This window comes from Variovorax sp. BGA-UO-ETr-C22 (assembly GCF_059567965.1).
The window spans coordinates 399,407-423,291 of the sequence record NZ_JCAQPA010000010.1 but is presented as its reverse complement, the minus strand read 5'-3'; the positions used below and the strand labels follow the sequence as shown (position 1 = coordinate 423,291).

Sequence of the window (23,885 nt, the reverse complement as noted above, 5' to 3'; positions counted from 1 at the left end):
TCACGAGGTCCGGCGCATCGGCGCCTGCGAGGAAATCCGCATGTCATCTGCTCCATCCCCCACTGTCGCGGCGCGTGTCAGCACGTTCGTCCAGGTCGTGCGCCGCGTGCTGCGGCTCGCGGCGCCCTACTTCAACTCGGACGAGGAGAAATGGCGGGCGCGCCTGATGTTCGCTGGCATCGTGGCGCTGAACCTGGCGTACGTGTACGCGCTGGTGCTCTTCAACCAGTGGTACGGCCGTTTCTACGATGCGTTGCAGAACAAGGACGCGGTGGTCTTCTGGCGCGAGATCCGCGTGTTCGCCGTGCTGGCCTTCTTCAACATCGCGATCCAGGTGGCGAAGTTCTACGTGACGCAGATGCTCCAGTTGCGCTGGCGCGCCTGGATGACCCGGAACTACCTCGACCGCTGGATGGCCGACCGGACCTTCTATCACCTGGAGCTGGCGCGCTACGCGCAGGCCGACGGCGCCACGCCCGACAACCCCGACCAGCGCATCCAGGAGGACATGCAGATGTTCACTAACGCCACGATGACGCTGTCGATGGAGATCCTGAACGCGGTGGTCACGCTGCTGAGCTTCATCGGCATCTTGTGGGGCCTGTCGGGCACCTTCGACCTGTCGCTGGGCGGCAGCACCTACCAGGTCGCCGGCTCGATGGTGTGGCTGGCGCTGGTCTATTGCGTGGTCGGCACGGTCATCACGCACTTCATCGGCCGGCCGCTGATCGGCCTGAACTTCCGCCAGCAGCGCTTCGAGGCCGACTTCCGCCACCACCTGGTGCGCGTGCGCGAGTACAGCGAAGCCATCGCGCTCGACCGCGGCGAGACGGTGGAGCGCGGCCAGCTCGACACGCGCTTCGGCGCCGTGCTGCGCAACTACCTGCAGCTGATCAAGAAGCAGAAGAACCTGGTCACCTTCACCGCGATGTTCGGACAGGCGTCGGTGATCTTTCCGTTCATCGTGTCGGCGCCGCGTTTCTTCAGCGGTGCCATCCAGCTGGGCGCGCTGATCCAGATTTCATCGGCCTTCGACAAGGTGCAGGAGTCGCTGAGCTGGTTCGTCGCCAACTACGACCGCGTGGCCGTCTGGCGCGCCACCACCGACCGCCTGATCAGCTTCGACGACGCGATGCGCGCCCACGCCGCGCGCGAGGACGCCCTGCAGCGCGAAGAAGGCGCCACCGCGCTGGGCACCAGCGACCTCACGCTCGCGCTGCCCAACGGCACGCAGCTGCTGGCCGGCGCCGCGTTGGCGGTGCGCCCCGGCGACAGCGTGCTGCTGCAAGGCCCCTCGGGCAGCGGCAAGTCGACGCTGTTCCGCGCTTTCGCGGGCATCTGGCCGTTTGCACGCGGCAAGGTGCAGGCCCCGGCCGACGCGGTCTTCATGCCGCAGCGCCCCTACCTGCCCGACGGCAAGTTGCGCGAGGCGCTGACCTACCCGCACCCGGCCGCCGGCTTCAGCGACGACCAGCTGCGCCAGGCCCTGGCCGATGCGCTGCTGCCCGACCTGGTGAACCGACTCGACGACAGCGACGCCTGGAGCCAGAAGCTCTCGGGCGGCGAGCAGCAGCGGCTGGCCATCGCGCGGGTGCTGCTGAAGAAGCCGGCGTGGCTCTTCGCCGACGAGGTGACCAGCGCGCTCGATGCACCGGCCGAAGCCGTGCTCTACCAACGGCTGGCCGACACGGTGCGCGCGGGTGGCGGTGCGATGGTGTCGATCGCGCACCGCCCCGCCGTGGGCGACTTCCATGGCCAGCGGTGGACGCTGGTGCCGCAGGACGAAAGTGCAGCCGGCGGCGCGCGCTACCGGCTCGATACCTCTACAGCTGCTCAGGCCGCAGCGACGTAACGCTCCCAGCCCTTCTTGCGCAGATCGCAGGCCGGGCACTCGCCGCAACCGTAGCCCCAGGCCTGGCGGTGTTCGCGGTCGCCGAGGTAGCAGGTGTGGGTTTCTTCCACGATCAGGTCGACCAGCGGCTGGCCACCCAGGCGGTGGGCCAGCGCCCAGGTCTCGGCCTTGTCGATCCACATGAGCGGCGTCTCGATGACGAGGCGGCGCTCCAGGCCGAGCGACAGCGCCAGCTGCATGGCCTTCATGGTGTCGTCGCGGCAGTCGGGGTAGCCCGAGAAGTCGGTCTCGCACACGCCGGTGACGATCACCTGCAGCCCGCGCCGGTAGGCCAGCGCACCCGCGAGCGTGAGGAACAGCAGGTTGCGCCCCGGCACGAAGGTGTTGGGCAGGCCGTCGGCCTGCATGGCGAAGGCGACTTCTTCAGTGAGCGAGGAGCCGCCGAGCTGCGCCAGCGCGGCCAACGTGAGCACGTGGTCTTCGCCCAGGCGCGGCGCCCATTCGGGAAAGCGCTCGCGCATCTTCGCGAGCACGGTGCCGCGCACGTCGAGCTCGACGCGGTGACGCTGGCCGTAATCGAAGCCCAGGGTTTCGACCCGCTGGTACTTGGACAGGGCCTCGGCCAGGCAGGTGGCCGAGTCCTGGCCGCCGGAGAAGAGAACGAGGGCGGTGGTGTGCAGGGGCATGGGGCCTCCGGAAAAATAGGGAAAGGAAAACGGTCGGCGCGCCGCGCGGTCAATCTTCGAGCATCGCGCCGCTGCCGCCGGCAGGGCCGCGCACGCCGATGGACTCGACCTCCGCGATCCGCTCCGCCGGGAAGAACTTGCACAAGCAATGCTCGATGTCGATGTACTCCCCGGCATGGATCACGGCCAGCATGTGGGCCAGGATCTGCTGGTAGACGGTCACGACGTGGTCGATCAGCATCGCGTCGAAGCTCCACAGACGGCTCATGTACTGCCCCGGAATGCCGGCAACCGCCTTGACGTCGCCCGGCGGGCGCCGCTGGGCGAACACCACCTTGCCCGAAAAACGGGCATCGGCATAGCGGCCGATGTCGGCGCGCTCGGTGAGCTGGTAACGGCCGCTGACCTTGAACACGCGCGACACGTCGGACAGCAGGCCCTCGGAGCGCAGGAAGCCGAACACGACATCCAGGCACAGGGTCTCGGTCACGTTCTTGACGATGCTGAGGTCCTGCGACGCGGCAATCTGCTGCACCTCGCGGTCGCCCGTGAAGTCGAGCACCCGGTCCGCCGCCCGCGCCAGCACGGCGCGCTGGAGGTCGTTGTAGGGCACGGCGCCCATCTCCACCAGGTAGATGCGGGCCTGCGGGTCCTGCAGGCGGATGCTGGCCAGGGTGTAGAGCGTCTGCGCCAGGCGCTGGTCGCTGTCGAAAACCCCGATCTTCGTGTTGAGCGCACTGGAGACGAGGTAGAGGTTGACCATGGCGGGCGATTTTATTTTTGATTCCGCGCTCAAGCGCGCCGCGCACCGGCGGCGGCGTTCTCTGGTGCTTCTAGAGAAAGCGCTCCAGCAGCTTGCGCGAGGCGCGATCCAGCGCCTTCGCGTCGGGAATGCGGAACTGCACGCCGTGCGCACTCGCGATGAGCAGCGCGCCGCCGTCGAGGCGGCGGATGTCTTCCTCGGCCTTGAGCACGAAGCTGGTGTCGCCGCGGTCGGTGCTCACGGTCCAGGTGCTGGGCACGCCGAAGCTCGACACGCCGTGCAGCTTCAGCAAGGTGGGCGCGAAGTCGCGCACGGCGAGTTCTTCGGTCAGCAGCGCCTGGGTGGGCGCGGGCAGCTGGTCGACGCGGTCGACCCACACGAGTTCGCGGCCTTCGCTGCCGACGAGCGACACGCCCTCGTTCGGCGCACTGAGCGGAAAGGCGCGCACGGGCGTCACGCCCACATGGTGCTCGCCCTGCGCGTCGGTCAGCACGAGGCGCCCGAACGTGTCGCGTGCGAGTTCGAAGCTGATGGTGGTATTGGTGCTGCTCATCACACGTCCCCTGCCGGATGGGCCGCGTGGCTCACGGCCAGCGGCGCCTGGGCGTTGGCGCGTTCGTCGGCGGCGCCCTCGCTCACGTCGTCTTCGTCGCCCTGGCGCAGCTGCGCCTGGTAGAGGCGCCAGTAGGCGCCCTGCTTGGCCATGAGCGCGTCGTGCGGCCCGACCTCGACCACCTCGCCGCGGTCCATGACCACGAGGCGGTCGGCCTTGCGCAGCGTGGACAGGCGGTGGGCGATGGCGATGGTGGTGCGGCCCTGCACGAGGTTGTCGAGCGCCTTCTGGATTTCCTTTTCGGTCTCGGTGTCGACGGCCGACGTGGCCTCGTCGAGGATCAGGATGCGCGGGTCGATGAGCAGTGCGCGCGCGATGCTGATGCGCTGGCGCTCGCCGCCCGACAGGCCCTGGCCGCGCTCGCCCACCAACGAGTCGTAGCCGTGCGGCAGGCGCAGGATGAAGTCGTGCGCGTGGGCCGCGCGGGCCGCCGCCACCACCTCTTCGCGCGTGGCGTCGGGCTTGCCGTAGGCGATGTTCTGCGCGATGGTGCCGAAGAAGAGGAACGGCTCCTGCAGCACCAGCCCGACGTGGCGGCGGTAATCGGCCACGGCGAAGCGGCGGATGTCGGTGCCGTCGACCTTGATGGCGCCGTCGGTCACGTCGTAGAAGCGGCAGATCAGGTTGACCAGCGTGCTCTTGCCCGAGCCGCTGTGGCCCACGAGGCCGATCATCTCGCCGGGCTCGATGGTCAGGTCGAGGTCGTGGATCACGGCGCGCGAGCCGTAGCGGAAACCGAGGCCGCTCATCTCGATGCGGCCCTGCACGCGCTCCACCTTCACCGGGTTGGCCGGCTCGGGCACGTTGCTCACGTGGTCGAGGATGTCGAAGATGCGCTTGGCGCCGGCGGCCGCCTTCTGCGTGACCGAGACGATGCGGCTCATCGAGTCGAGCCGCGTGTAGAAGCGGCCGATGTAGGCGATGAAGGCGGTGAGCACACCCACCGTGATGCTGCCGCGCGCCACCTGCCAGATGCCGAAGGCCCAGACCACGAGCAGGCCGATTTCGGTCAGCAGCGACACGGTCGGCGTGAACAGCGACCAGGTGCGGTTGAGCTTGTCGTTGACCTGCAGGTTGTAGGCGTTGGCGACGCGGAAGCGCTCGGCCTCGCGGCGTTCCTGTGCAAAGGCCTTCACCACGCGGATGCCGGGGATGGTGTCGGCCAGCACGTTGGTCACTTCGGACCAGACGCGGTCGATCTTCTCGAAGCCGGTGCGCAGGCGGTCGCGCACGACGTGGATCATCCAGGCGATGAAGGGCAGCGGCACCAGCGTGACCACGGCCAGCAGCGGGTTGATCGAGATGAGGATGGCCGCCGTCATGACGATCATCAGCACGTCGTTGGCGAAATCGAGCGCGTGCAGCGACAAGAAGACGTTGATGCGGTCGGTTTCCGAGCCGATCCGCGCCATGAGGTCGCCGGTGCGCTTGCCGCCGAAGTAGTCCAGCGGCAGCGTCAGCAGGTGCTCGTAGGTGGTGGTGCGCAGGTCGGCGCCGATGCGCTCGGACACCAGCGCCAGCAGGTAGGTGCGCGCCCAGCCCAGTCCCCAGCCGACCAGCGCCGCGATCAGCAGGCCGCCCAGGTAGAGGCCGACCCGGGCGGAGTCGATCTTCTGCCCGTTCTGGAACGGGATCAGGATGTCGTCCATCAGCGGGATGGTCAGGTACGGCGGCACCAGCGTGGCGGCGGTGGAAATGAGGGTCAGGACAAACCCGAGGATCAGTTGCTTGCGGTACGGCCCGGCAAAGCGGCCCAGGCGCAGCAGCACCCAGGTCGAGGGCGGGGTCTGGAGTTCGGTGTCGGTGCCGTCGACGTCGAGAAGTTCGGGCACCTCTTCTGTCGCCTTCGCGACAGCGGGCGCGGCGCGCTGGCCGAACAGCTTGAGCAGCTTCAGCGCCGCCGGCTGGCCGGCCAGGGTGTAGCGCCAGCGGGCGAGCTGTCCGGCGGGGCCGATGAGGTCGAGGGTTCCGACGCCTGCATGGTCGGAAAGACGCATTTCCAAGGCCTGATCGGTGAGTGGCCACTCACGCCACTCGCCGCCGGGTTCCAGGGCGATGAGCCGCTGGTCGGTCAGGGCGACGAGGCCCGTGGCGAAGCGAAGTTGGTCGTCGAGGTCAACCGCAAGTGTTACCGAAACGTTTTCAGCGCCTGCGAGTCGGCTTTTCAGCACGCCTGAGACCGCCTCCGTTTCGCCCGCCTGGGCGCCGACTGGATCGTGATGTTGCATTGTGTTTATTTGACTCTTGCCCGTCGCGGGCCGCTGGGACCGCGTCATGGCGTCCTTGGTCGGGCGCCGATTCTGACCGATCGCCATGGGTGCGCTTGAAGGCGCCGTGGTGCTCGGCCAAAGCACATCGAACGTTTGCATGACCCGTTTCGACGACATCCAATTGCTGCGCATCAACTATTTGCGCGGTCCCAACCTCTGGACCTACCGTCCGGTGCTCGAAGTCTGGCTCGACCTGGGCCAACTGGAAGACTTCCCCTCCAACAAGATCGACGGTTTCACCGACCGGCTGACCACCCTGCTGCCGGCGCTCATCGAGCACCACTGCGGCGTGGGCGAGCGCGGCGGCTTCATCCAGCGCCTGACCGAAGGCACCTGGTCGGGCCACGTGCTGGAACACGTCGTGATCGAACTCTTGAACCTGGCCGGCATGCCGACCGGCTTCGGGCAAACCCGCAGCACCTCGGAGCACGGCGTGTACCGCATGGTGTTCCGCGCGCGTGACGAGCAGGTCGCCCGCGTGGCACTCACCGAAGGCCACCGCCTGCTGATGGCGGCCATCAACAACGACCCGTTCACCGCCGCCGACGTGCAGACCGCCGTCGAAGCCGTCAAGGCCAAGGTCGAGGACTGCTACCTCGGCCCGAGCACCGCGGCCATCGTGTCCGCCGCCACCGACCGCGGCATTCCGCACATGCGCCTGAACAGCGGCAACCTGGTGCAGCTGGGCTACGGCGCCAACCAGCAGCGCATCTGGACCGCGGAAACCGACTACACCAGCGCCATCGGCGAATCGATCGCCAGCGACAAGGAGCTGACCAAGTCGCTGCTCGCGAGCTGCGGCGTGCCCGTGCCGCACGGCCAGGTGGTCGAGTCGCCCGAGGAAGCCTGGGAAGCCGCCGAGGACATCGGCCTGCCCGTGGTCGTGAAGCCGTCGGACGCCAACCACGGCCGCGGCGTGTCGCTCGAGCTGACCACGCGCGAGGAAGTCATGGCCGCCTTCGCGGTCGCCGAGCCCGAGGGCAGCGACGTGATGGTCGAGCGCTTCATCCGCGGCCACGAACACCGCCTGCTGGTGGTGGGCGGCGAGGTGGTGGCGGCCGCGCGCGGCGAGATCATCACCGTGACCGGCGACGGCACGAACACCGTGGCCGGGCTGATCGACAAGCAGCTCAACAGCGACCCACGCCGCGGCGCCGAAGAAGAATTCCCGCTCGACGTGATCGTGCTGGCCACCGACGCCAAGCTGCAGCTGGAGCTCAAGCGCCAGGAACTGGACGGCAACTCGGTGCCCGCCGCCGGGCGCGTGGTGACGATCCAGCGCAACGGCAACATGGCCTACGACTGCACCGACCTCGTGCACCCCGAGGTGGCGCACGCCGCCGTGCTCGCCGCCCGCGTGGTCGGCCTGGACATCGCGGGCATCGACATGGTCGCGCAGGACATCTCCAAGCCGCTGGGCCCGCAGGGCGGCGCGATCGTCGAAGTGAACGCCGGCCCCGGCCTGCTGATGCACCTGAAGCCGGCCATCGGCTCGCCGCGCCCCGTGGGCCGCGCCATCTGCGACCACCTGTTCCCGAACGACGCGCCCGGCCGCATCCCCGTGGTGGGCGTGGCCGGCTCGCGCGACACCGCCGTGCTCGCGCGGCTGGTGGCCTGGCTCATCAACCTCGGCGGGCGCCACACCGGCCTGGCCTGCCGCGACGGCCTGTTCCTGGAACGCCGCCGCGTCGATGCACGCGACAGCGCCAACTGGGACGCCGGCCACCGCCTGCTCGTGAACCGCGCCGTCGAGGCCGTGGTGATCGAGAACGGTGCCGAAACCATCCTGCGCGACGGCCTGGCCTACGACCGCTGCGAAGTCGGCATCGTGACCGACCTCGAAGGCTGCGAAGCCCTGGCCGACTACGACATCACCGAGAGCGACCAGATGGTCAAGGTGCTGCGCACCCAGGTCGACGTGGTGCTGGGCGAAGGCACGGCCGTACTCAACGCCGACGAGCCGCGCATCGCCGCGCTGGCGCCGCTGTGCGACGGCTCGGTCATCCTCTATGCCGCCGACCCGCAGGCCGCCGCGCTGTCCGCGCACCAGGCCGCCGGCGGCAAGGCCGTGCTGGTGCGCCAGGACCGCGTGGTGCTGGCCAACGGCACGAGCGAATCGTTCCTGCCCGGCCTGGGCCGCCTGACCATCTGGCGCGCGACCCACGTCGGCGTGAGCCTCGAAAGCCTGCTGGCCGCCGTGGCCGCCGCCTGGGCCATGGGCATTCCGCTCAACCTGATCGGCGCCGGCGTCGAAGCCTTCGAAGCCGACCTGCAGGCGGCCCTGGCCTCGCTGCAGCTGTCGCAGGCCTCGCCGCTTTCGCCTTCGCAACAACAACTGGCATGACACGATGCGCCGCCCCGCCACCCGCGGGGCCGGCGCCCTGGTCACACCGCAAGATCACCGCAACCGCGCGCCCCGTGCCGTAGCCCCATGAAAGTCACCCGCATCCGCGCCCTGCGCGGCCCCAATCTCTGGAGCCGCCACACCACCATCGAGGCCGTCGTGGCCTGCGAAGGCGACGAGAACGCCGTCGGCAAGCTCGACGGGTTCGAAGCCCGCCTGCGCGCCCGCTTCCCGACCATCGGCGAGCTGCATCCGATGGTGCTCGGCCAGCCGCTGGCGCTGGCCCACGTGCTCGAGAACGCCGCCGTGGCGCTGCAGGCCCAGGCCGGCTGCGCCGTCAACTTCGGCAACACCGCGCCCACGACCGAAGAAGGCGTCTACCAGGTCACCGTGCAGTACACCGAGGAAGACGTGGGCCGCCGCGCCCTCGCGCTGGCCGAAGCGCTGATCCAGGCCGCGCTGGCCGACACCGCCTTCGACGCCGACGCCGCCATCACGGAGCTGCGCGACCTCGACGAATCGGAACGCCTGGGCCCGAGCACCGGCTCCATCGTCGACGCCGCCGTGGCGCGCGGCATTCCGTACCGCCGCCTCACCAGCGGCAGCCTGGTGCAGTTCGGCTGGGGCTCCAAGCAGCGCCGCATCCAGGCCGCCGAGATCGACAGCACCAGCGGCGTGGCCGAATCGATTGCGCAGGACAAGGAACTCACCAAGCAGCTGCTCAACGCCGCCGGCGTGCCGGTGCCGCTGGGTCGCCCCGTGAGCAGCGCCGACGACGGCTGGGCCGCCGCCGAGGAAATCGGCCTGCCGGTCGTGGTCAAGCCGCAGGACGGCAACCAGGGCAAGGGCGTGACGGTGAACATCACCACGCGCGAGCAACTCACTTCGGCCTACGACTCGGCCGCCGTGTACGGCGAGGTGATGGTCGAGAAATTCTTGCCCGGCTTCGACTTCCGCCTGCTGGTGGTGGGCGACCGCCTCGTGGCCGCCGCGCGGCGCGACCCGCCGCAGGTGATCGGCGACGGCAGCTCCACCGTGCGCCAGCTGGTCGACACCGTGAACCTCGACCCGCGCCGCGGCGAGGGCCACGCCACCTCGCTCACCAAGATCCGCCTGGACGACATCGCCATCGGCCGGCTCGAATCGCAGGGCCTCACGCCCGAGAGCGTGCCCGAGCTGGGCCAGCGCGTGGTGCTGCGCAACAACGCCAACCTCTCGACCGGCGGCACCGCCACCGACGTCACCGACACCGTGCACCCCGAAGTGGCCGCGCGCGCGGTCGATGCGGCGCAGATGGTCGGCCTGCACATCTGCGGCGTCGACATGGTCTGCGAGAACGTGCTGCGCCCGCTCGAAGAACAGCACGGCGGCGTGGTCGAAGTGAACGCCGCGCCCGGCCTGCGCATGCACATCTCGCCCTCGTTCGGCCGCGGCCGCGCGGTCGGCGAGGCGGTGATGGACACGCTCTTCGCCCCCGGCGACGACGGCCGCATTCCCGTGGTGGCCGTCACCGGCACCAACGGCAAGACCACCACCGCGCGCCTGATCAACCACATCATTGCCTCCAGCGGCCTGCGCACCGGCATGACGAATACCGACGGCGTGTACGTCAACGGCCGCCAGACCGACAGCGGCGACTGCAGCGGCCCCAAGAGCGCGCGCAACGTGCTGATGCACCCCGACGTCGACGCGGCCGTGTTCGAAGTGGCCCGCGGCGGCGTGCTGCGCGAAGGCCTGGGCTTCGACCGCTGCGAAGTGGCCGTGGTCACCAACATCGGCAGCGGCGACCACCTGGGCCTGAACTACATCACCACGGTCGAAGACCTCGCGGTGCTCAAGCGCGTGATCGTGCGCAACGTGGCCCCCGACGGCTACGCGGTGCTCAACGCGGCCGACGTGAACGTCGCCGCCATGGCGGCCGGCTGCCCCGGCAACGTGATCTTCTTCACCGCCGACCGCATGCACCCGGTGATGGCCACGCACCGCGCGCAGGGCAAGCGCACCGTGTACGTCGACCAGGACACGCTGGTGGCCGCCGAAGGCTCGTGGCGCGAACGCATCGCACTGCGCGACGTGCCGATCACGCGCGGCGGCACCATCGGCTTCCAGGTCGACAACGTGATGGCCTCGGTGGCCGCAGCCTGGGCCGTGGGCCTCGATTGGGACACCATCCGCAGCGGCCTGTCGAGCTTCATGAACGACGCGGCCGGCGTGCCCGGGCGCTTCAACGTCATGGACTACCGCGGCGCCACCGTGATCGCCGACTACGGCCACAACACCGACGCCATGAAGGCGCTGGTGTCGGCCGTGGACACCATGCCCGCCAACAAGCGCTCGGTGGTCATCAGCGGCGCGGGCGACCGGCGCGATTCCGACATCCGCGACCAGACCGCGATCCTCGGCCAGGCCTTCGACGACGTGATCCTGTACCAGGACGCGGCGCAGCGCGGCCGCGCCGACGGCGAGGTCATGGCGCTGCTGCGCCAGGGCCTGCAGGGCGCATCGCGCACGCGCCAGATCGACGAGATCCGCGGCGAGTTCGTCGCCATCGACACGGCGCTGGCGCGGTTGCAGCCGGGCGACCTGTCGCTCATCCTCGTCGACCAGGTCGAAGAGGCGCTGGCCCACCTCGCGCAGCGCATCGCGCAGGGCTGATCCGCCCGCCCCGCAGCGCAGGAGGCCCGCCCTCCTGGCGCTGACGGACGTGTCCCACACGCAGGGGCGCGTCCGGCCCGCTCCACGGCGTGCGGCTTGTCCCACAGCCCGGCCCGGGCGCCCGCCCCACACTGGGGACCGGTCGCGCCCTGCGTGCTTTTGTCTTCCTCATGTCCGCTCGCACGGCGCGCCTTTCCAGGAGCCCCGATGACGACCCATTCCCTCCGTTCCACCGTGTCGACCGCCGCCCTCGTGGCGTTCGGCGGCTTCTTCATGGCCTGTGCGCCGCTGGCCTCGGCCCAGGCGCCCGGCAGCGACGCGCGGATGCAAAAGGAACGCGCCACCTGTGACGGCGTGCAACAGGACCGCGCGGCGTGCCTGCGCGAAGCCGGCGCCGCGCGCCAGGAAGCCGGTCGCCACGGCCTGACCACCCCCGGTGCGGAACGCGAAGACGCCAACGCACTCGCACGCTGCCGCGAACAACCCGTGGCCGACCGCGCCGATTGCGAAGCGCGCATCCGCGGCGGTGCGCGCACCTCCACCGAAGGCAGCGTGATGGGCGGCGGCGTGATCCGCGAAACCGTCACCCCGCTGCCGCCGCAGCCCGTACAGCCGGCGCGCTGATCGAGCGAGGCCGGCCTTCACCCCGATACGCCAACAAGGAGCACACCATGCCAAACAATGCGCGTTCGATGATCTTTGCCCTGCTCGCACTCAGCGGGCTGGCCACCACCACCATCGCCACGGCCGCCCGTGGCGACGGCGGCGGCAGCACCTACCAGCAGGAGGTTGCGGTCTGCGGCCACAACCAGCAGGACCGTGCCGCCTGCATCCGCGAAGCCGGCGCCGCGCGCCAGGCCGCGGCGCGCGGTGGCCTCACCTCCGCGCCCGACTACCGCGCCAACGCCGTGGCCCGCTGCGGGCTGCAGCCGCCGGCCGAGCGTGCCGACTGCGAAGCCCGCGTGCTGGGCAGCGCGGGCAATATCCGCAGCAATGTCGATGGCAGCGTGATGGGTGGCGGCGTGATCCGCGAATCGGTCTCGACCCGCGTGGTGAACATACCGGCCGCCACGCTGCCGCCGCCGATGGCCGCGCCGATGCCGGCACCGATGCCTGCGGAACCGATGCCGATGCCCATGCCGCGCCCCGTGCCGGTGCAGTGACCCGGTGCGCATCGCCCGGAATGCGCCTCGGTGATAACACCGACGACACGTTCGCGGGCGATGCCCTCGTTTGTCATCAAATCGTCACAAAATACAGGCATGTGCTAGCTATAGTTCCCGGTCCCTGCCAACCGAGGAACACTTTCCCATGAATGCCATCAAGGTCGCTCGCCGATTCATTGAAACGGACCCGGCCAACGAATCGGCCAAGATCCTTGCCCAACTCGTGCTGGCGCTCGAAGCCGAACGCAGCTTCGAGTTGATCACGCTCTACAGCCTCGACTACAAGAGCTTCCAGCTTGCGATGGACATCCTGAAGGAGTGGCGCCTGGACCGCTACTACGCCAGCAAGTCCAAGCTGTTCGATCTCTCGCTGCAAGTCACCGAGCTCGAAGCGGGCAACAGCGCCGCTTCCTGAGCCCGTCCCATGGCGGCCCGGTACCTGGCGTACCCGGGCCCGCCTTTTTTCATTTCCCCCAGCGCAACACCAACGGATCAAGCCGCCGCGCGGTCTCGATGAGGCCGGCGCGCGTCTCGGGATGCAGCGCGGGCAGCGGATGCCGCGGCGCCTCGCAGGCGATCACGCCGCCTTCCTTCATGAGCGCCTTGCAGGCCAGCAGGCCCGCCTGGCGGTTCTCGCAGTTGATGAGCGGCAGCCAGCGCTGGTACAGCGCGAAGGCCTGATCGCGGTCGCCTGAACGGTGCGCCTCGATGATGGGGCGGATGCCGTCCGGGTAGCCGCCGCCGGTCATCGCACCGGTCGCGCCGGCATCGAGGTCGGACATCAGCGTGATCGCTTCTTCACCGTCCCACGGCCCTTCGATGGCATCGCCGCCCAAACGGATCAGCTCGCGCAGCTTCGACGCGGCACCGGCCGTCTCGATCTTGAAGTACGCGACCTGCTCGATCTCTTTCGCCATGCGTGCGAGGAACGGCGCCGACAGCACCGTGCCGCTCGCGGGTGCGTCCTGGATCATGATCGGAATCGACACCGCATCCGAGAGGCGCGCGTAGAACTCGTGGATCTGCGGCTCGGGCACGCGGAAGGTCGCGCCGTGGTACGGCGGCATCACCATCAGCATCGCCGCCCCCATGGCCTGCGCGCGCCGGCTGCGCTCGGCGCAGACCTGGGTGCTGTAGTGCGTGGTGGTCACGATCACCGGCACGCGTCCCTTCACGTGGTCGAGGATGGTGCGCGTGAGCACCTCGCGCTCTTCGTCGGACAGCACGAACTGCTCGGAGAAATTCGCGAGGATGCACAGGCCGTCGGAGCCCGCGTCGATCATGAAATCGACGCAGCGCTTCTGGCTTTCCAGGTCGAGCGCGCCCTGTTCGGTGAAGGTGGTGGGCACCACCGGGAAGATGCCGCGGTATCGGGGGGTCATGGTGTGGGGTCAGTGGGAGTGGCGGGGAACGGCCGAGCCTCTGCAGCCGACCAGGAAATCGAAGTCGCAGCCTTCATCGGCCTGCAGCACATGGTTGACGTAGAGCTTCTGGTAGCCGCCGCCGCGCGTGCTCATCGGCTGCGCATCGGACGCGGACAACGAGGCCAGGCGCGACGCCAGTTCCTCGTCGCTGATGTCCAGGTGCAACCGCCCCGCATCGCCGTCGAGCTCGATCCAGTCGCCATCGCGCACCGCCGCGAGCGGCCCGCCGTCGGCTGCTTCGGGCGCAACATGCAGCACCACCGTGCCGTACGCCGTGCCGCTCATGCGCGCGTCGGAGATGCGCACCATGTCCTTCACGCCCTGGCGCAGCAGCTTCGGCGGCAGGCCCATGTTGCCGACCTCGGCCATGCCGGGGTAGCCCTTGGGGCCGCAGTTCTTCAGCACCATCACGCAGCTCGCGTCGATGTCGAGGTCTTCGTCGACGATGCGTGTCTTGTAGTGCTCCAGGTTCTCGAACACCACGGCGCGGCCTCGGTGCTTCAGCAGCTCGGGCGTGGCGGCCGAGGGCTTGAGCACCGCGCCGCGCGGCGACAGGTTGCCGCGCAGGATGCGGATGCCGCCGTCGGCGATCAGCGGGTTGTCGAGCGGCCGGATCACCTCGTCGTTGAGGCTCGGCGCCTCGCGCACGTTGTCCCAGAGCGACTGGCCGTTGACGGTGAGCGCGCCGGGGTGCGGCAGCAGCCCGTGCTCGCCGAGGCGGCGCAGCACGGCGGGCAGGCCACCCGCGTAATAGAACTCTTCCATGAGGAAGCGCCCCGAAGGCATGAGGTCGACGATCGTCGGCGTGTGGCTGCCGATGCGCGTCCAGTCTTCCAGTTCGAGCTCGACGCCGATGCGCCCCGCAATGGCCTTCAGGTGGATCACCGCGTTGGTCGATCCGCCGATCGCCGCGTTCACGCGGATCGCATTCTCGAAGGCCTCGCGCGTGAGGATCTTCGACAGCGTGAGCCCGTCTTTCGCCATCTGCACCGCACGCGCACCCGACATCTGCGCCAGCACGTAGCGCCGCGCATCGACCGCCGGGATCGCCGCGTTGTGCGGCAGCGAGGTGCCCAGCGCCTCGGCCATGCAGGCCATGGTGGAGGCCGTGCCCATCGTGTTGCAGGTGCCCGCCGAGCGCGACATGCCGCCCTCGGCCGAGAGGAACTGGTGCAGGTTGATCTCGCCCGCCTTCAGCGATTCGTGCAGCTGCCACACGGCCGTGCCCGAGCCGATGTCCTTGCCGTCGAGCTTGCCGTTGAGCATCGGCCCGCCCGTGACCACGATGGCCGGGATGTCGCAGCTGGCCGCGCCCATCAGCAGCGCGGGCGTGGTCTTGTCGCAGCCCGTGAGCAGCACCACCGCATCCACCGGGTTGCCGCGAATGGCCTCTTCGACGTCCATGCTCGCGAGGTTGCGCGTGAGCATCGCGGTGGGCCGCAGGTTCGATTCGCCGTTCGAGAACACCGGGAACTCGACCGGGAAGCCGCCCGCCTCCGAGATGCCGCGCTTGACGTGCTCGGCGATCTTGCGGAAGTGCGCGTTGCACGGCGTGAGTTCCGACCAGGTGTTGCAGATGCCGACGATGGGGCGGCCGTCGAACTCGTGGTCGGGGATGCCCTGGTTCTTCATCCAGCTGCGGTACATGAAGCCGTTCTTGTCGGCGGAGCCGAACCATTCGGTCGAGCGCAGTTTCTTTGTCATGGGGAGGTGGTCAGCGGCGCGGGGCGCGCGAGGTGAAGAAGCGTTGGAGCAGGCAGAACACGAAGAGCAGCGCGCCGACCACGATGCGCGTCCACCACGAGCTCAGCGTGCCGTCGAAGGAGATCAGCGTCTGGATGATCCCGAGCATCAGCACGCCGAAGAGCGTGCCCGCCACATAACCCACGCCGCCCGTGAGCAGCGTGCCGCCGATCACCACCGCCGCGATGGCGTCGAGCTCCAGCCCGAGCGCATGCAGGCCGTAGCCCGAGAGCATGTAGAAAGTGAAGATCACGCCGGCCAGCGCCGAGCAGAAACCCGAGAGCGTGTACACGCCCACGAGCGTGCGGCGCACCGGCAGACCCATGAGCATCGCCGAATGCTCGCTGCCGCCGATGGCGTACACCGCGCGGCCGAACGGCGTGCAGTGCGCGATGAACACCGCGGCCAGCAGCACGGCGATGGCGATCACCGCGCTGACCGACACCGAGGCCTCGCCCCAGATGGGAATGCGGATCTGCGAGACCTCCGAATAGAACGCGTTGGTGATGCTGATCGAGTCGATGCTGATGAGGTAGCACAGGCCCCGCGCGAGGAACATGCCCGCGAGCGTGACGATGAAAGGCTGCAGCCGGAAGCGCTCGATGAGCAGCCCCATGAACGCGCCGAAGGCCGTGCCCATCGCGAGCACCAGCGGGATCACGATGGCCGGACTCCATCCGTGCTTCTCGACCAGCGAGGCCGACACCATCGTCGTGAGCGCGATCACCGAGCCCACCGAGAGGTCGATGCCGCCCGAGAGGATCACGAAGGTCATGCCGACCGCGACGACGATCAGGAAGGCGTTGTCGATCAGCAGGTTGAGGAACACCTGCGCCGAGAAGAAGCCGTCGTAGAACACCGAGCCCAGCGTCGCCATCAGCACGAACAGCGAGATGGTTGCGGTGAGCGGCAGGTACTTCGGATTGAGCCTTGCCTTGCTCCCGCGCACGGGAGCGGGTGGCGCCGAGGGTGCGGCCTCGATCACTGCACTCATGCCCTGCTCCCGTCATGCACCGGCCGCTGCACCAGCGTGCGAACCTCCGCCCGGAACTCCGGCGACTGCATCAGCATCACCACGAACACCACCACCGCCTTCACCACGAGGTTGATCTCCGGCGGCACGCCCAGCGAGTAGATCGCGTAGGTGAGCGTCTGGATGATGAGCGCGCCGATCACGCTGCCCACGAGGCTGAAGCGCCCGCCCGTGAGCGCCGTGCCGCCGAGCGTGACCGCGAGGATCGCATCGAGCTCCAGCAGCTGGCCGGCGTTGTTGCCGTCCGCGCTCTTCACGTTCGAGCTGATCAGCAGGCCCGCCACGCCCGCGCACACGCCGCAGAACGCATACGCGCCGACGACCAGCCGCCGCGCCTGGATGCCCGCCACGCGCGCCGCCGTCGGGTTGATGCCCACCGCCTGGATGAACAGGCCGAGCGCCGTGCGCGTGATCGCCAGGTACAGCAGCGCGAACACCGCCGCCACGATGAACAGCGAGAACGGCAGCCCCAGCAGGTAGCCGCTGCCGAGGAAGAAGAAGGGCTTGTAGTAGATCGTGATGATCTGCCCGTCCGCGACCAGCTGCGCGATGCCGCGCCCCGCCACCATGAGGATCAGCGTCGCGATGATCGGCTGCATGCCGACCTTGGCGACCAGCAACCCGTTCCACAGGCCGCACAGCAGCGCGACACCGAGCGCCGCGAGGATCGCGAGCGGCATCGGGAAGCGGCTCACGTCGCTGGACACCGAGCCGCCGATCATCCAGGCCGCGACCGCCGCCGCGATGGCCACCACCGCGCCCACCGAGATGTCGATGCCGCGCGTGGCGATCACCAGCGTCATGCCGAGCGAGACCAGCACCAGCGGCGCCGCGCGGTTCACGATGTCGATCAGGCTGCCGTAGAGATGGCCTTCGCGCCATTCGAGGCTCAGGAAGCTCGCGTTGAACGCGGTGTTGATGGCGAGCAGCAACAGCAGCGTGATGACCGGCCAGGCGAGCCGGTGGCTCATGAGGGACGAGAGGCGGTTCATGCTGCAGCGATCATTTCGTAGACCTCGTCCTCGGTCGAACCACCCGGCAGTTCGCCCACCTTCTGCCGGTCGCGCAGCACCACGATGCGATGCGCCACGCGCACCACCTCGCTCATCTCCGACGAGATGAAGATCACCGCCATGCCGGCGCGCGCGAGCCGCAGGATCTCTTCCATGATTTCCTGCTTGGCAGCCACGTCGATGCCGCGCGTGGGCTCGTCCAGGATCAGGAGGCGCGGCTCGGTCGCGAGCCAGCGCGCGATCATGGCCTTCTGCTGGTTGCCGCCCGAAAGCAGGCCGATGGGCGTTTCGACACTGGCGGTCTTAATGCCCAGTGAGGCGACGAAGCGCTCGGCCATCGCGGTCTGCTCGGCATGCGAGAGAAATTTCCGCGTGCCCAGGCGGGCCTGCAGCGCCAGCGCGATGTTCTCGCGCACCGACAACTCGGCCACGATGCCGTCGGTCTTGCGCTCCTCGGGGCACAGCGCGAGGCCTTCGCGGATTGCATCGGCCGGATTCGAAAAGCTGACGGAGCGGCCGTCGATCTTCAGCACGCCACGGTCGGGCGATTCGAGGCCGAACAGCAGGCGCGCCAGTTCGGTGCGGCCCGCGCCGAGCAGGCCGGCGATGCCGACGACCTCGCCGGCACGCACGCGCAGATCGGTGGCCTGCAACTGCCCCGCCTGCCCCAACCCTTCGGATTGCAGCAGCGCGGGCGCCGCTTCATCGAACGCGGGCAGCGCGGCAGGTCGTGCCGACTGCGCAGCCAACTCGCGACCCAGCATCGCCGCGATCAACGCCTGCGGACCGAGGTCCGCAGCCTTCCATTCGCCCACCCAATTGCCGTTGCGCAGCACGGTGATGCGGTCGGACACCGCGTACATCTGGTTGAGGAAGTGCGTCACGAAGACGATGGCCAGGCCCTCGCCGCGCAAGCGCCGCAGCACCTCGAACAGCTTCTCGACTTCATCGTCATCGAGGCTCGACGTCGGCTCGTCGAGGATCAGCACTTTCGACGACACGCCGAGCGCCCGCGCGATCGCCACCATCTGCTGCACCGCGACCGAATAGCTCGACAGGAGCCGCGTCACGTCGATGTCGAGCCCGATGCGCGCCAGCAGCTCCGAAGCCCGGCGGTTCACCGCCGCCCAGTCGATGCGAAAGCCCTGCAGCGCACCGCAGCGCGGATAGCGTCCCGCGAACACGTTCTCCGCCACCGAGAGGTTCGGGCACAGGTTCACTTCCTGGTAGACCGTGCTGATGCCCAGCTTCTGCGCCTCCAGCGGCGAGCCCGGACGGATGGCTTCGCCACCCAGGAACATCTCGCCGCCACTGGACGGCAACACGCCCGTGAGCACCTTGATGAGCGTGGACTTGCCCGCGCCGTTCTGCCCCATGAGCGCATGGATCTCGCCCGGGTAGAGCTTCAGCTGCACGCCGTTCAGCACCGGGATGCCGGCGAACTGCTTGTGGATGCCCCGCAGTTCGAGCACGGGGCTGGCGGTTCCGTCGGTCATGCGTTCACTTGTTCTTGTTGTAGACGTCGATGAACACCGCGGCCAGCAGCACCAGCCCCTTGATGACCTGCTGGTAGTCGATGCCGATGCCGAGGATCGACATGCCGTTGTTCATCACGCCCATGATGAAGGCGCCGATCACCGCACCCATCACCCGGCCCACGCCACCCGAGGCCGAGGCGCCGCCGATGAAGCAGGCAGCAATCACATCGAGCTCGAAACCCAGGCCCGCCTTGGGTGTGGCCGTGTTGAGCCGCGCCGCGAACACGAGCCCCGCCAATGCGGCCAGCGCGCCCATGTTCACGAAAGTGAGGAACGCGAGCCGCTGCGTCTTCACGCCCGACAGCCGCGCCGCCTTCTCGTTGCCGCCCAGCGCATAGATGCGCCGGCCGATGGTCGTGCGGTTCGTGACGAAGTCGTACACCACGATCAGCACCGCCATCACCACCAGCACGTTGGGCAGGCCCTTGTAGGTCGAGAGCAGGTAGCTGAAGAAAAGAATGATCGCCGCGAAGAACAGGTTCTTCACGAGGAAGAAGGCATACGGCTCCTGCTCCATGCCGTGCGCCTTGAGCTTGGCGCGCCCACGCAGCTTGAAGAACACCAGCGCCGCAGCGGCCAGCGCGCCCACGATCAGCGAGGTGGTGCGCAGCGTGTCGCCGCCGAGCGGATCGGGAATGAAGCCCGAACTCAGGCGCTGGAACTCCACCGGAAACGGCCCCACCGACTGCCCCGCCAGCAGCGCCAGCGTGAGCCCCTTGAACACCAGCATGCCCGCGAGCGTGACGATGAACGAAGGAATCTTGCGGAACGCGACGAACCAGCCCTGCGCAGCGCCGATGACGGCACCGGCCGCGATGCTGATGATCGCGGTCGGCACGAAGTGCCACTCGTACTCCACCATCAGCACCGCCGCGAGCGCGCCGATGAAGCCGCAGACCGAGCCCACCGACAGGTCGATGTGCCCCGCCACGATCACCAGCAGCATGCCCAGCGCCATGATGACGACGTAGCTGTTCTGCAGCAGCAGGTTGGTGAGGTTCAGCGGGCGCAAGAGCGTGCCGTCGGTCAGCACCTGGAACAGCGCCATGATCGCGACCAGCGAGATCAGCATGCCGTATTCGCGCAGGTTGTTCTTCAGGAAGCCCACATGGAGCTTCGGGGTGGCGGCAGGTGCGGCGCCCTGCACCGCGTTGGCTTCAGGCAGGGACATGAACGGAACTCCCCGCGCTCACGATCGCATGCATGATGCGCTCCTGCGACGCCTCGGCCGCGGTGAACTCGGCCACGAAGCGGCCCTCGTTCATCACGTAGATGCGGTCGCACATGCCCAGCAACTCGGGCAGTTCGGAAGAAATCATGAGAATGCCTTTGCCCTCGCTCGCGAGCTGGTCGATGATGGTGTAGATCTCGTACTTGGCGCCCACGTCGATGCCGCGCGTGGGTTCGTCCAATATCAGCAGTTCCGGCTTGGTGAAGAGCCACTTGCTCAGCACCACCTTCTGCTGGTTGCCGCCCGACAGGTTGACCACCTGCTGCTCGACGCCCGAACAGCGGATGTTCAGCGCCTTCTTGAAGTCGTTGGCCACCTTGAACTCGCGGCCGTCGTCGATCACCGCGCGCTCGGCAATCGCATCGAGGTTCGCGAGGCTGATGTTCTTGCGGATGCCCTCCTCCAGCACCAGCCCGAGGCCCTTGCGGTCTTCGGTGACATAGGCGATGCCGTGGTCGATGGCCTTGCGCACGGTGCTCACGTCCACCGGCTTGCCGTGCATCAGCACCGTGCCGCTGATGCGCCGGCCGTACGACTTGCCGAACACGCTCATCGCCAGCTCGGTGCGCCCCGCGCCCATGAGGCCCGCGATGCCGACGATCTCGCCCTGGCGCACCTGCAGGTTCACGCCCTTGATCTGCTCGCGGTCGGCGTGCAGCGCGTGGTGCACGCGCCAGTCGCGCACCTCCAGCACGGTCTCGCCGATCTTCGGCGAGCGCTGCGGGTAGCGGTGTTCCATGTCGCGGCCCACCATGCCGCGGATGATGCGGTCTTCGCTGATCGCCTGCCGCGCGCAGTCCATGGTCTCGACCGTCGCGCCATCGCGCAGCACGGTGATCGAATCGGCCACCTTGGCGATCTCGTTGAGCTTGTGCGAGATGAGGATCGACGCGATGCCCTGGCGCTTCAGTTCGAGCAGCAGCGCCAGCAGCGCATCGCTGTCGTTCTCGTTCAGGCTCGCGGTGGGCTCGTCGAGGATCAGGAGCTTCACCTCCTTCGCCAGCGCCTTGGCGATCTCCACCAGCTGCTGCTTGCCCACGCCCAAGTCGGTCACCAGCGTGGTGGGCGGCTCCTTCAGGCCCACCTTCGCAAGCAGCTCGCGCGTCTTCGCGTAGGCGGCGAACCAGTCGATCACGCCGCCGCTCGCGATCTCGTTGCCCAGGAAGATGTTCTCGGCAATCGAGAGCAGCGGCACCAGCGCCAGCTCCTGGTGGATGATGATGATGCCGAGCTTCTCGCTGTCGGCGATGCCCTTGAAGCGGCGCAGCTCGCCCTCGAAATGGATCTCGCCGGTGTAGGAGTCGCACGGGTAGACGCCGCTCAGGACCTTCATGAGCGTCGACTTGCCCGCGCCGTTCTCGCCCACCACCGCGTGGATCTCCCCCGCGCGCACGGCGAGGTTGACGTTGCTCAGGGCCTTCACGCCCGGGAACGTCTTGGTGATCCCGCGCATCGCGAGGATCGTGCGCGCTTCGCCGGCCTGGCTCACTTGACCTGGCTTTCCTTGTAGTAGCCGCTGTCCACCAGCACCTGCTTCCAGTTGGAGCCGTCCACGCTCACCGGCTTGAGCAGGTACGAGGGCACGACCTTGATGCCGTTGTTGTAGGTCTTGGTGTCGTTCACCTCGGGCGCCTTGCCCGAGAGCATGGCGTCGGCCATGGCCACCGTCACCTTGGCCAGCTCGCGCGTGTCCTTGAACACGGTGGAGCTTTGCTCCTTGCGCAGGATCGACTTGACCGACGGAATCTCCGCGTCCTGCCCCGACACCACCGGCATCGGCTGCGAGCCCGAGCCGTAGCCCACGCCCTTGAGCGACGACAGGATGCCGATGGACAGGCCGTCGTACGGCGACAGCACCGCATCGACGCGGTCCTTCGTGTAGAAGGCCGACAGCAGGTTGTCCATGCGGGCCTGCGCCACCGCGCCGTCCCAGCGCAGCGTACCGACCTTGTCCATGCCCATCTGCTTGCTGCGCACCACGAGCTTGCCGCTCTTGATGTACGGGTCGAGCACCGACATCGCGCCGTTGTAGAAGAAGAAGGCGTTGTTGTCGTCGGGCGAGCCGCCGAACAGCTCGATGTTGAACGGACCCTTGCCGCCCTTCAGGCCCAGCGCCGCCTCGATGGACTGTGCCTGCAGCACGCCGACCTGGAAGTTGTCGAAGGTGGCGTAGTAGTCGACGTTCTTCGAGCCCTTGATGAGCCGGTCGTAGGCGATGACCTTCACGCCCTTGTCGGCCGCCTTCTGCAGCACGTCGGAGAGCGTGGTGCCGTCGATGGCCGCGATGACCAGCACCTTCGAGCCCTTGGTCACCATGTTCTCGATCTGCGCGAGCTGGTTCGGGATGTCGTCGTCGGCGTACTGCAGGTCGGTCTTGTAGCCCTTGTCCTTGAAGTACTTGACCATGTTGGCGCCATCGGCGATCCAGCGCGCCGACGACTTGGTGGGCATCGAGATGGCGATCAGGCCCTTGTCCTGCGCGTGGGCCAGCGGCGTGAAGCCGACGACGGCGAAGGCCAGGCCCGCGAGCGAGGCCTTGAGGAAGTTGCGTTTCATGTCGGTCGGTCCTCAGTACTTGCGATTGGGAAACTCTTTGGCCGCGACTTCCATCGGGAAGATGCCTTCTTCCGTGACGATGCGCTTGGGCAGCGTCTTGCCCGCCTTGATTTCCTTCACCGCGCTCATGAGCTGCGGCCCGAGCAGCGGGCTGCATTCCACCGACACGTTGAGCTTGCCGGCGATCATGGCTTCGAAGGCGCCCTTCACCCCGTCGATCGAGATGATGGTGATGTCCTTCGCGGGCTTCATGCCGGCCTCTTCGATCGCCTGGATCGCGCCGATGGCCATGTCGTCGTTGTGCGCGTAGAGCACGTTGATCTTCTTGCCCTCGGCCTTGAGGAAGGCTTCCATCACCTCCTTGCCCTTGGCGCGCGTGAAGTCGCCGGTCTGCGAGCGGGTGATCTTGAACTTCGGGTCGGCCTTGATGATTTCCTCGAAGCCCTTCTTGCGGTCGATGGCGGGGGCCGAACCCACGGTGCCCTGCAGCTCGACGATGTTCACGTCGCCCTTCTGGTCCTTCATCTTCTCGACCAGCCAGCGGCCGGCCTTGCGGCCTTCCTCGGTGAAGTCGGAGCCCATGAAGGTCACGTAGAGCGAGTCGTCCTTGGTGTTCACGGAGCGGTCGGTCAGCACCACCGGGATCTTGGCGGCCTTGGCTTCGCGCAGCACGGTTTCCCAACCCGACTCGACCACGGGCGAGAACGCGATCACGTCGACCTTCTGCGCGATGTACGAGCGGATCGCCTTGATCTGGTTCTCCTGCTTCTGCTGCGCGTCGGAGAACTTGAGCTCGATGCCCGCCTCCTTGGCCGAGGACTTGATCGACTCGGTGTTGGCGGTGCGCCATTCGCTCTCGGCGCCCACCTGCGCGAAGCCGAGCACGAGTTTCTTCTGCGCGAGGGCGGACACGGGCAGCATGCTGCCCAGGGCTGCGGCGGCGAGCGCGGTGTTGAGGGTGCGGCGATTCATGGTCATGGTTGTCTCCTTCTTGATGA

General features: G+C 68.1%; 19 protein-coding genes. 6 read left to right on the top strand and 13 right to left on the bottom strand.

Going from position 1 to position 23,885, the window contains the following annotated elements; genetic code table 11:
• The first annotated feature begins 40 nt into the window (after positions 1–40).
• Positions 41–1,852 (top strand): ABC transporter ATP-binding protein/permease, encoded by a 1,812-nt coding sequence (locus AC57B8_RS15400; RefSeq protein ID WP_496480055.1) that lies wholly within the window; start codon positions 41–43, stop codon positions 1,850–1,852.
• Here the strand turns inward: AC57B8_RS15400 and queC are convergent.
• From queC to AC57B8_RS15380, 4 genes are all read right to left on the bottom strand, one after another.
• Positions 1,834–2,538: a 7-cyano-7-deazaguanine synthase QueC gene (gene queC, locus AC57B8_RS15395; protein WP_095743689.1), complete on the bottom strand. Its 705-nt coding sequence runs from the start codon at positions 2,536–2,538 to the stop codon at positions 1,834–1,836. The genes AC57B8_RS15400 and queC overlap by 19 nt on opposite strands.
• 49 nt (positions 2,539–2,587) lie before the next feature.
• A complete protein-coding gene (locus AC57B8_RS15390) occupies positions 2,588–3,301 on the bottom strand; it encodes a hypothetical protein (protein ID WP_496480054.1) in 714 nt (237 codons plus the stop codon).
• Between the two features lie 70 nt (positions 3,302–3,371).
• The gene (locus AC57B8_RS15385; protein ID WP_496480053.1) at positions 3,372–3,854 is read right to left on the bottom strand and encodes a cyanophycin metabolism-associated DUF1854 family protein; all 483 of its coding nucleotides are present in this window, start codon (positions 3,852–3,854) and stop codon (positions 3,372–3,374) included.
• Positions 3,854–6,142, bottom strand: coding sequence for a cyanophycin metabolism-associated ABC transporter (locus AC57B8_RS15380; RefSeq protein ID WP_070060034.1), 2,289 nt, complete (start codon positions 6,140–6,142; stop codon positions 3,854–3,856). The genes AC57B8_RS15385 and AC57B8_RS15380 overlap by 1 nt, the downstream gene beginning before the upstream one ends.
• Before the next feature lie 139 nt (positions 6,143–6,281).
• Between AC57B8_RS15380 and AC57B8_RS15375 the strand changes: the two genes are divergently transcribed.
• From AC57B8_RS15375 to AC57B8_RS15355, 5 genes are all read left to right on the top strand, one after another.
• Positions 6,282–8,528, top strand: coding sequence for a cyanophycin synthetase (locus tag AC57B8_RS15375; RefSeq protein ID WP_496480052.1), 2,247 nt, complete (start codon positions 6,282–6,284; stop codon positions 8,526–8,528).
• Between the two features lie 87 nt (positions 8,529–8,615).
• Positions 8,616–11,183 carry a cyanophycin synthetase gene (cphA, locus tag AC57B8_RS15370; RefSeq protein ID WP_307695525.1) on the top strand — a complete coding sequence of 856 codons (2,568 nt, stop codon included), beginning with the start codon at positions 8,616–8,618 and terminating at the stop codon, positions 11,181–11,183.
• A 207-nt stretch (positions 11,184–11,390) separates the two neighbouring features.
• Positions 11,391–11,807 carry a hypothetical protein gene (locus AC57B8_RS15365; RefSeq protein WP_095743684.1) on the top strand — a complete coding sequence of 139 codons (417 nt, stop codon included), beginning with the start codon at positions 11,391–11,393 and terminating at the stop codon, positions 11,805–11,807.
• Positions 11,808–11,854: 47 nt separating this feature from the next.
• Positions 11,855–12,346 carry a hypothetical protein gene (locus AC57B8_RS15360; protein ID WP_070060037.1) on the top strand — a complete coding sequence of 164 codons (492 nt, stop codon included), beginning with the start codon at positions 11,855–11,857 and terminating at the stop codon, positions 12,344–12,346.
• Between the two features lie 148 nt (positions 12,347–12,494).
• Positions 12,495–12,764 (top strand): hypothetical protein, encoded by a 270-nt coding sequence (locus AC57B8_RS15355; RefSeq protein WP_062480564.1) that lies wholly within the window; start codon positions 12,495–12,497, stop codon positions 12,762–12,764.
• 49 nt (positions 12,765–12,813) lie between these two features.
• Here AC57B8_RS15355 and AC57B8_RS15350 read toward each other — a convergent pair whose 3' ends face one another.
• Genes AC57B8_RS15350 through AC57B8_RS15310 form a run of 9 tightly spaced genes read right to left on the bottom strand, consistent with a single transcriptional unit; the run spans position 12,814 to position 23,865 of the window.
• Positions 12,814–13,731 (bottom strand): dihydrodipicolinate synthase family protein, encoded by a 918-nt coding sequence (locus AC57B8_RS15350; RefSeq protein ID WP_496480051.1) that lies wholly within the window; start codon positions 13,729–13,731, stop codon positions 12,814–12,816.
• A gap of 9 nt (positions 13,732–13,740) precedes the next feature.
• A complete protein-coding gene (locus tag AC57B8_RS15345; protein ID WP_496480050.1) occupies positions 13,741–15,477 on the bottom strand; it encodes an IlvD/Edd family dehydratase in 1,737 nt (578 codons plus the stop codon).
• A gap of 10 nt (positions 15,478–15,487) precedes the next feature.
• On the bottom strand, positions 15,488–16,510 hold the full coding sequence (yjfF, locus tag AC57B8_RS15340; protein WP_496480049.1) for a galactofuranose ABC transporter, permease protein YjfF: 1,023 nt from the start codon (positions 16,508–16,510) through the stop codon (positions 15,488–15,490).
• Complete coding sequence (locus AC57B8_RS15335; RefSeq protein WP_496480048.1) at positions 16,507–17,541, bottom strand: ABC transporter permease; 1,035 nt, start codon at positions 17,539–17,541, stop codon at positions 16,507–16,509. Before AC57B8_RS15335 ends, yjfF begins: the two co-directional genes overlap by 4 nt.
• On the bottom strand, positions 17,538–19,058 hold the full coding sequence (locus AC57B8_RS15330) for a sugar ABC transporter ATP-binding protein (RefSeq protein ID WP_496480047.1): 1,521 nt from the start codon (positions 19,056–19,058) through the stop codon (positions 17,538–17,540). The genes AC57B8_RS15335 and AC57B8_RS15330 overlap by 4 nt, the downstream gene beginning before the upstream one ends.
• 4 nt (positions 19,059–19,062) lie before the next feature.
• Positions 19,063–20,271: a multiple monosaccharide ABC transporter permease gene (gene mmsB, locus AC57B8_RS15325; protein WP_496480046.1), complete on the bottom strand. Its 1,209-nt coding sequence runs from the start codon at positions 20,269–20,271 to the stop codon at positions 19,063–19,065.
• Entirely contained in the window at positions 20,258–21,784 is a 1,527-nt protein-coding gene (gene mmsA / locus AC57B8_RS15320; protein WP_496480527.1) for a multiple monosaccharide ABC transporter ATP-binding protein, read from the bottom strand. Before mmsA ends, mmsB begins: the two co-directional genes overlap by 14 nt.
• A 32-nt stretch (positions 21,785–21,816) precedes the next feature.
• Entirely contained in the window at positions 21,817–22,887 is a 1,071-nt protein-coding gene (gene chvE / locus AC57B8_RS15315; protein WP_496480045.1) for a multiple monosaccharide ABC transporter substrate-binding protein, read from the bottom strand.
• Positions 22,888–22,899: 12 nt separating this feature from the next.
• Positions 22,900–23,865 (bottom strand): ABC transporter substrate-binding protein, encoded by a 966-nt coding sequence (locus tag AC57B8_RS15310; protein WP_496480044.1) that lies wholly within the window; start codon positions 23,863–23,865, stop codon positions 22,900–22,902.
• Between the last annotated feature and the right edge of the window lie 20 nt (positions 23,866–23,885).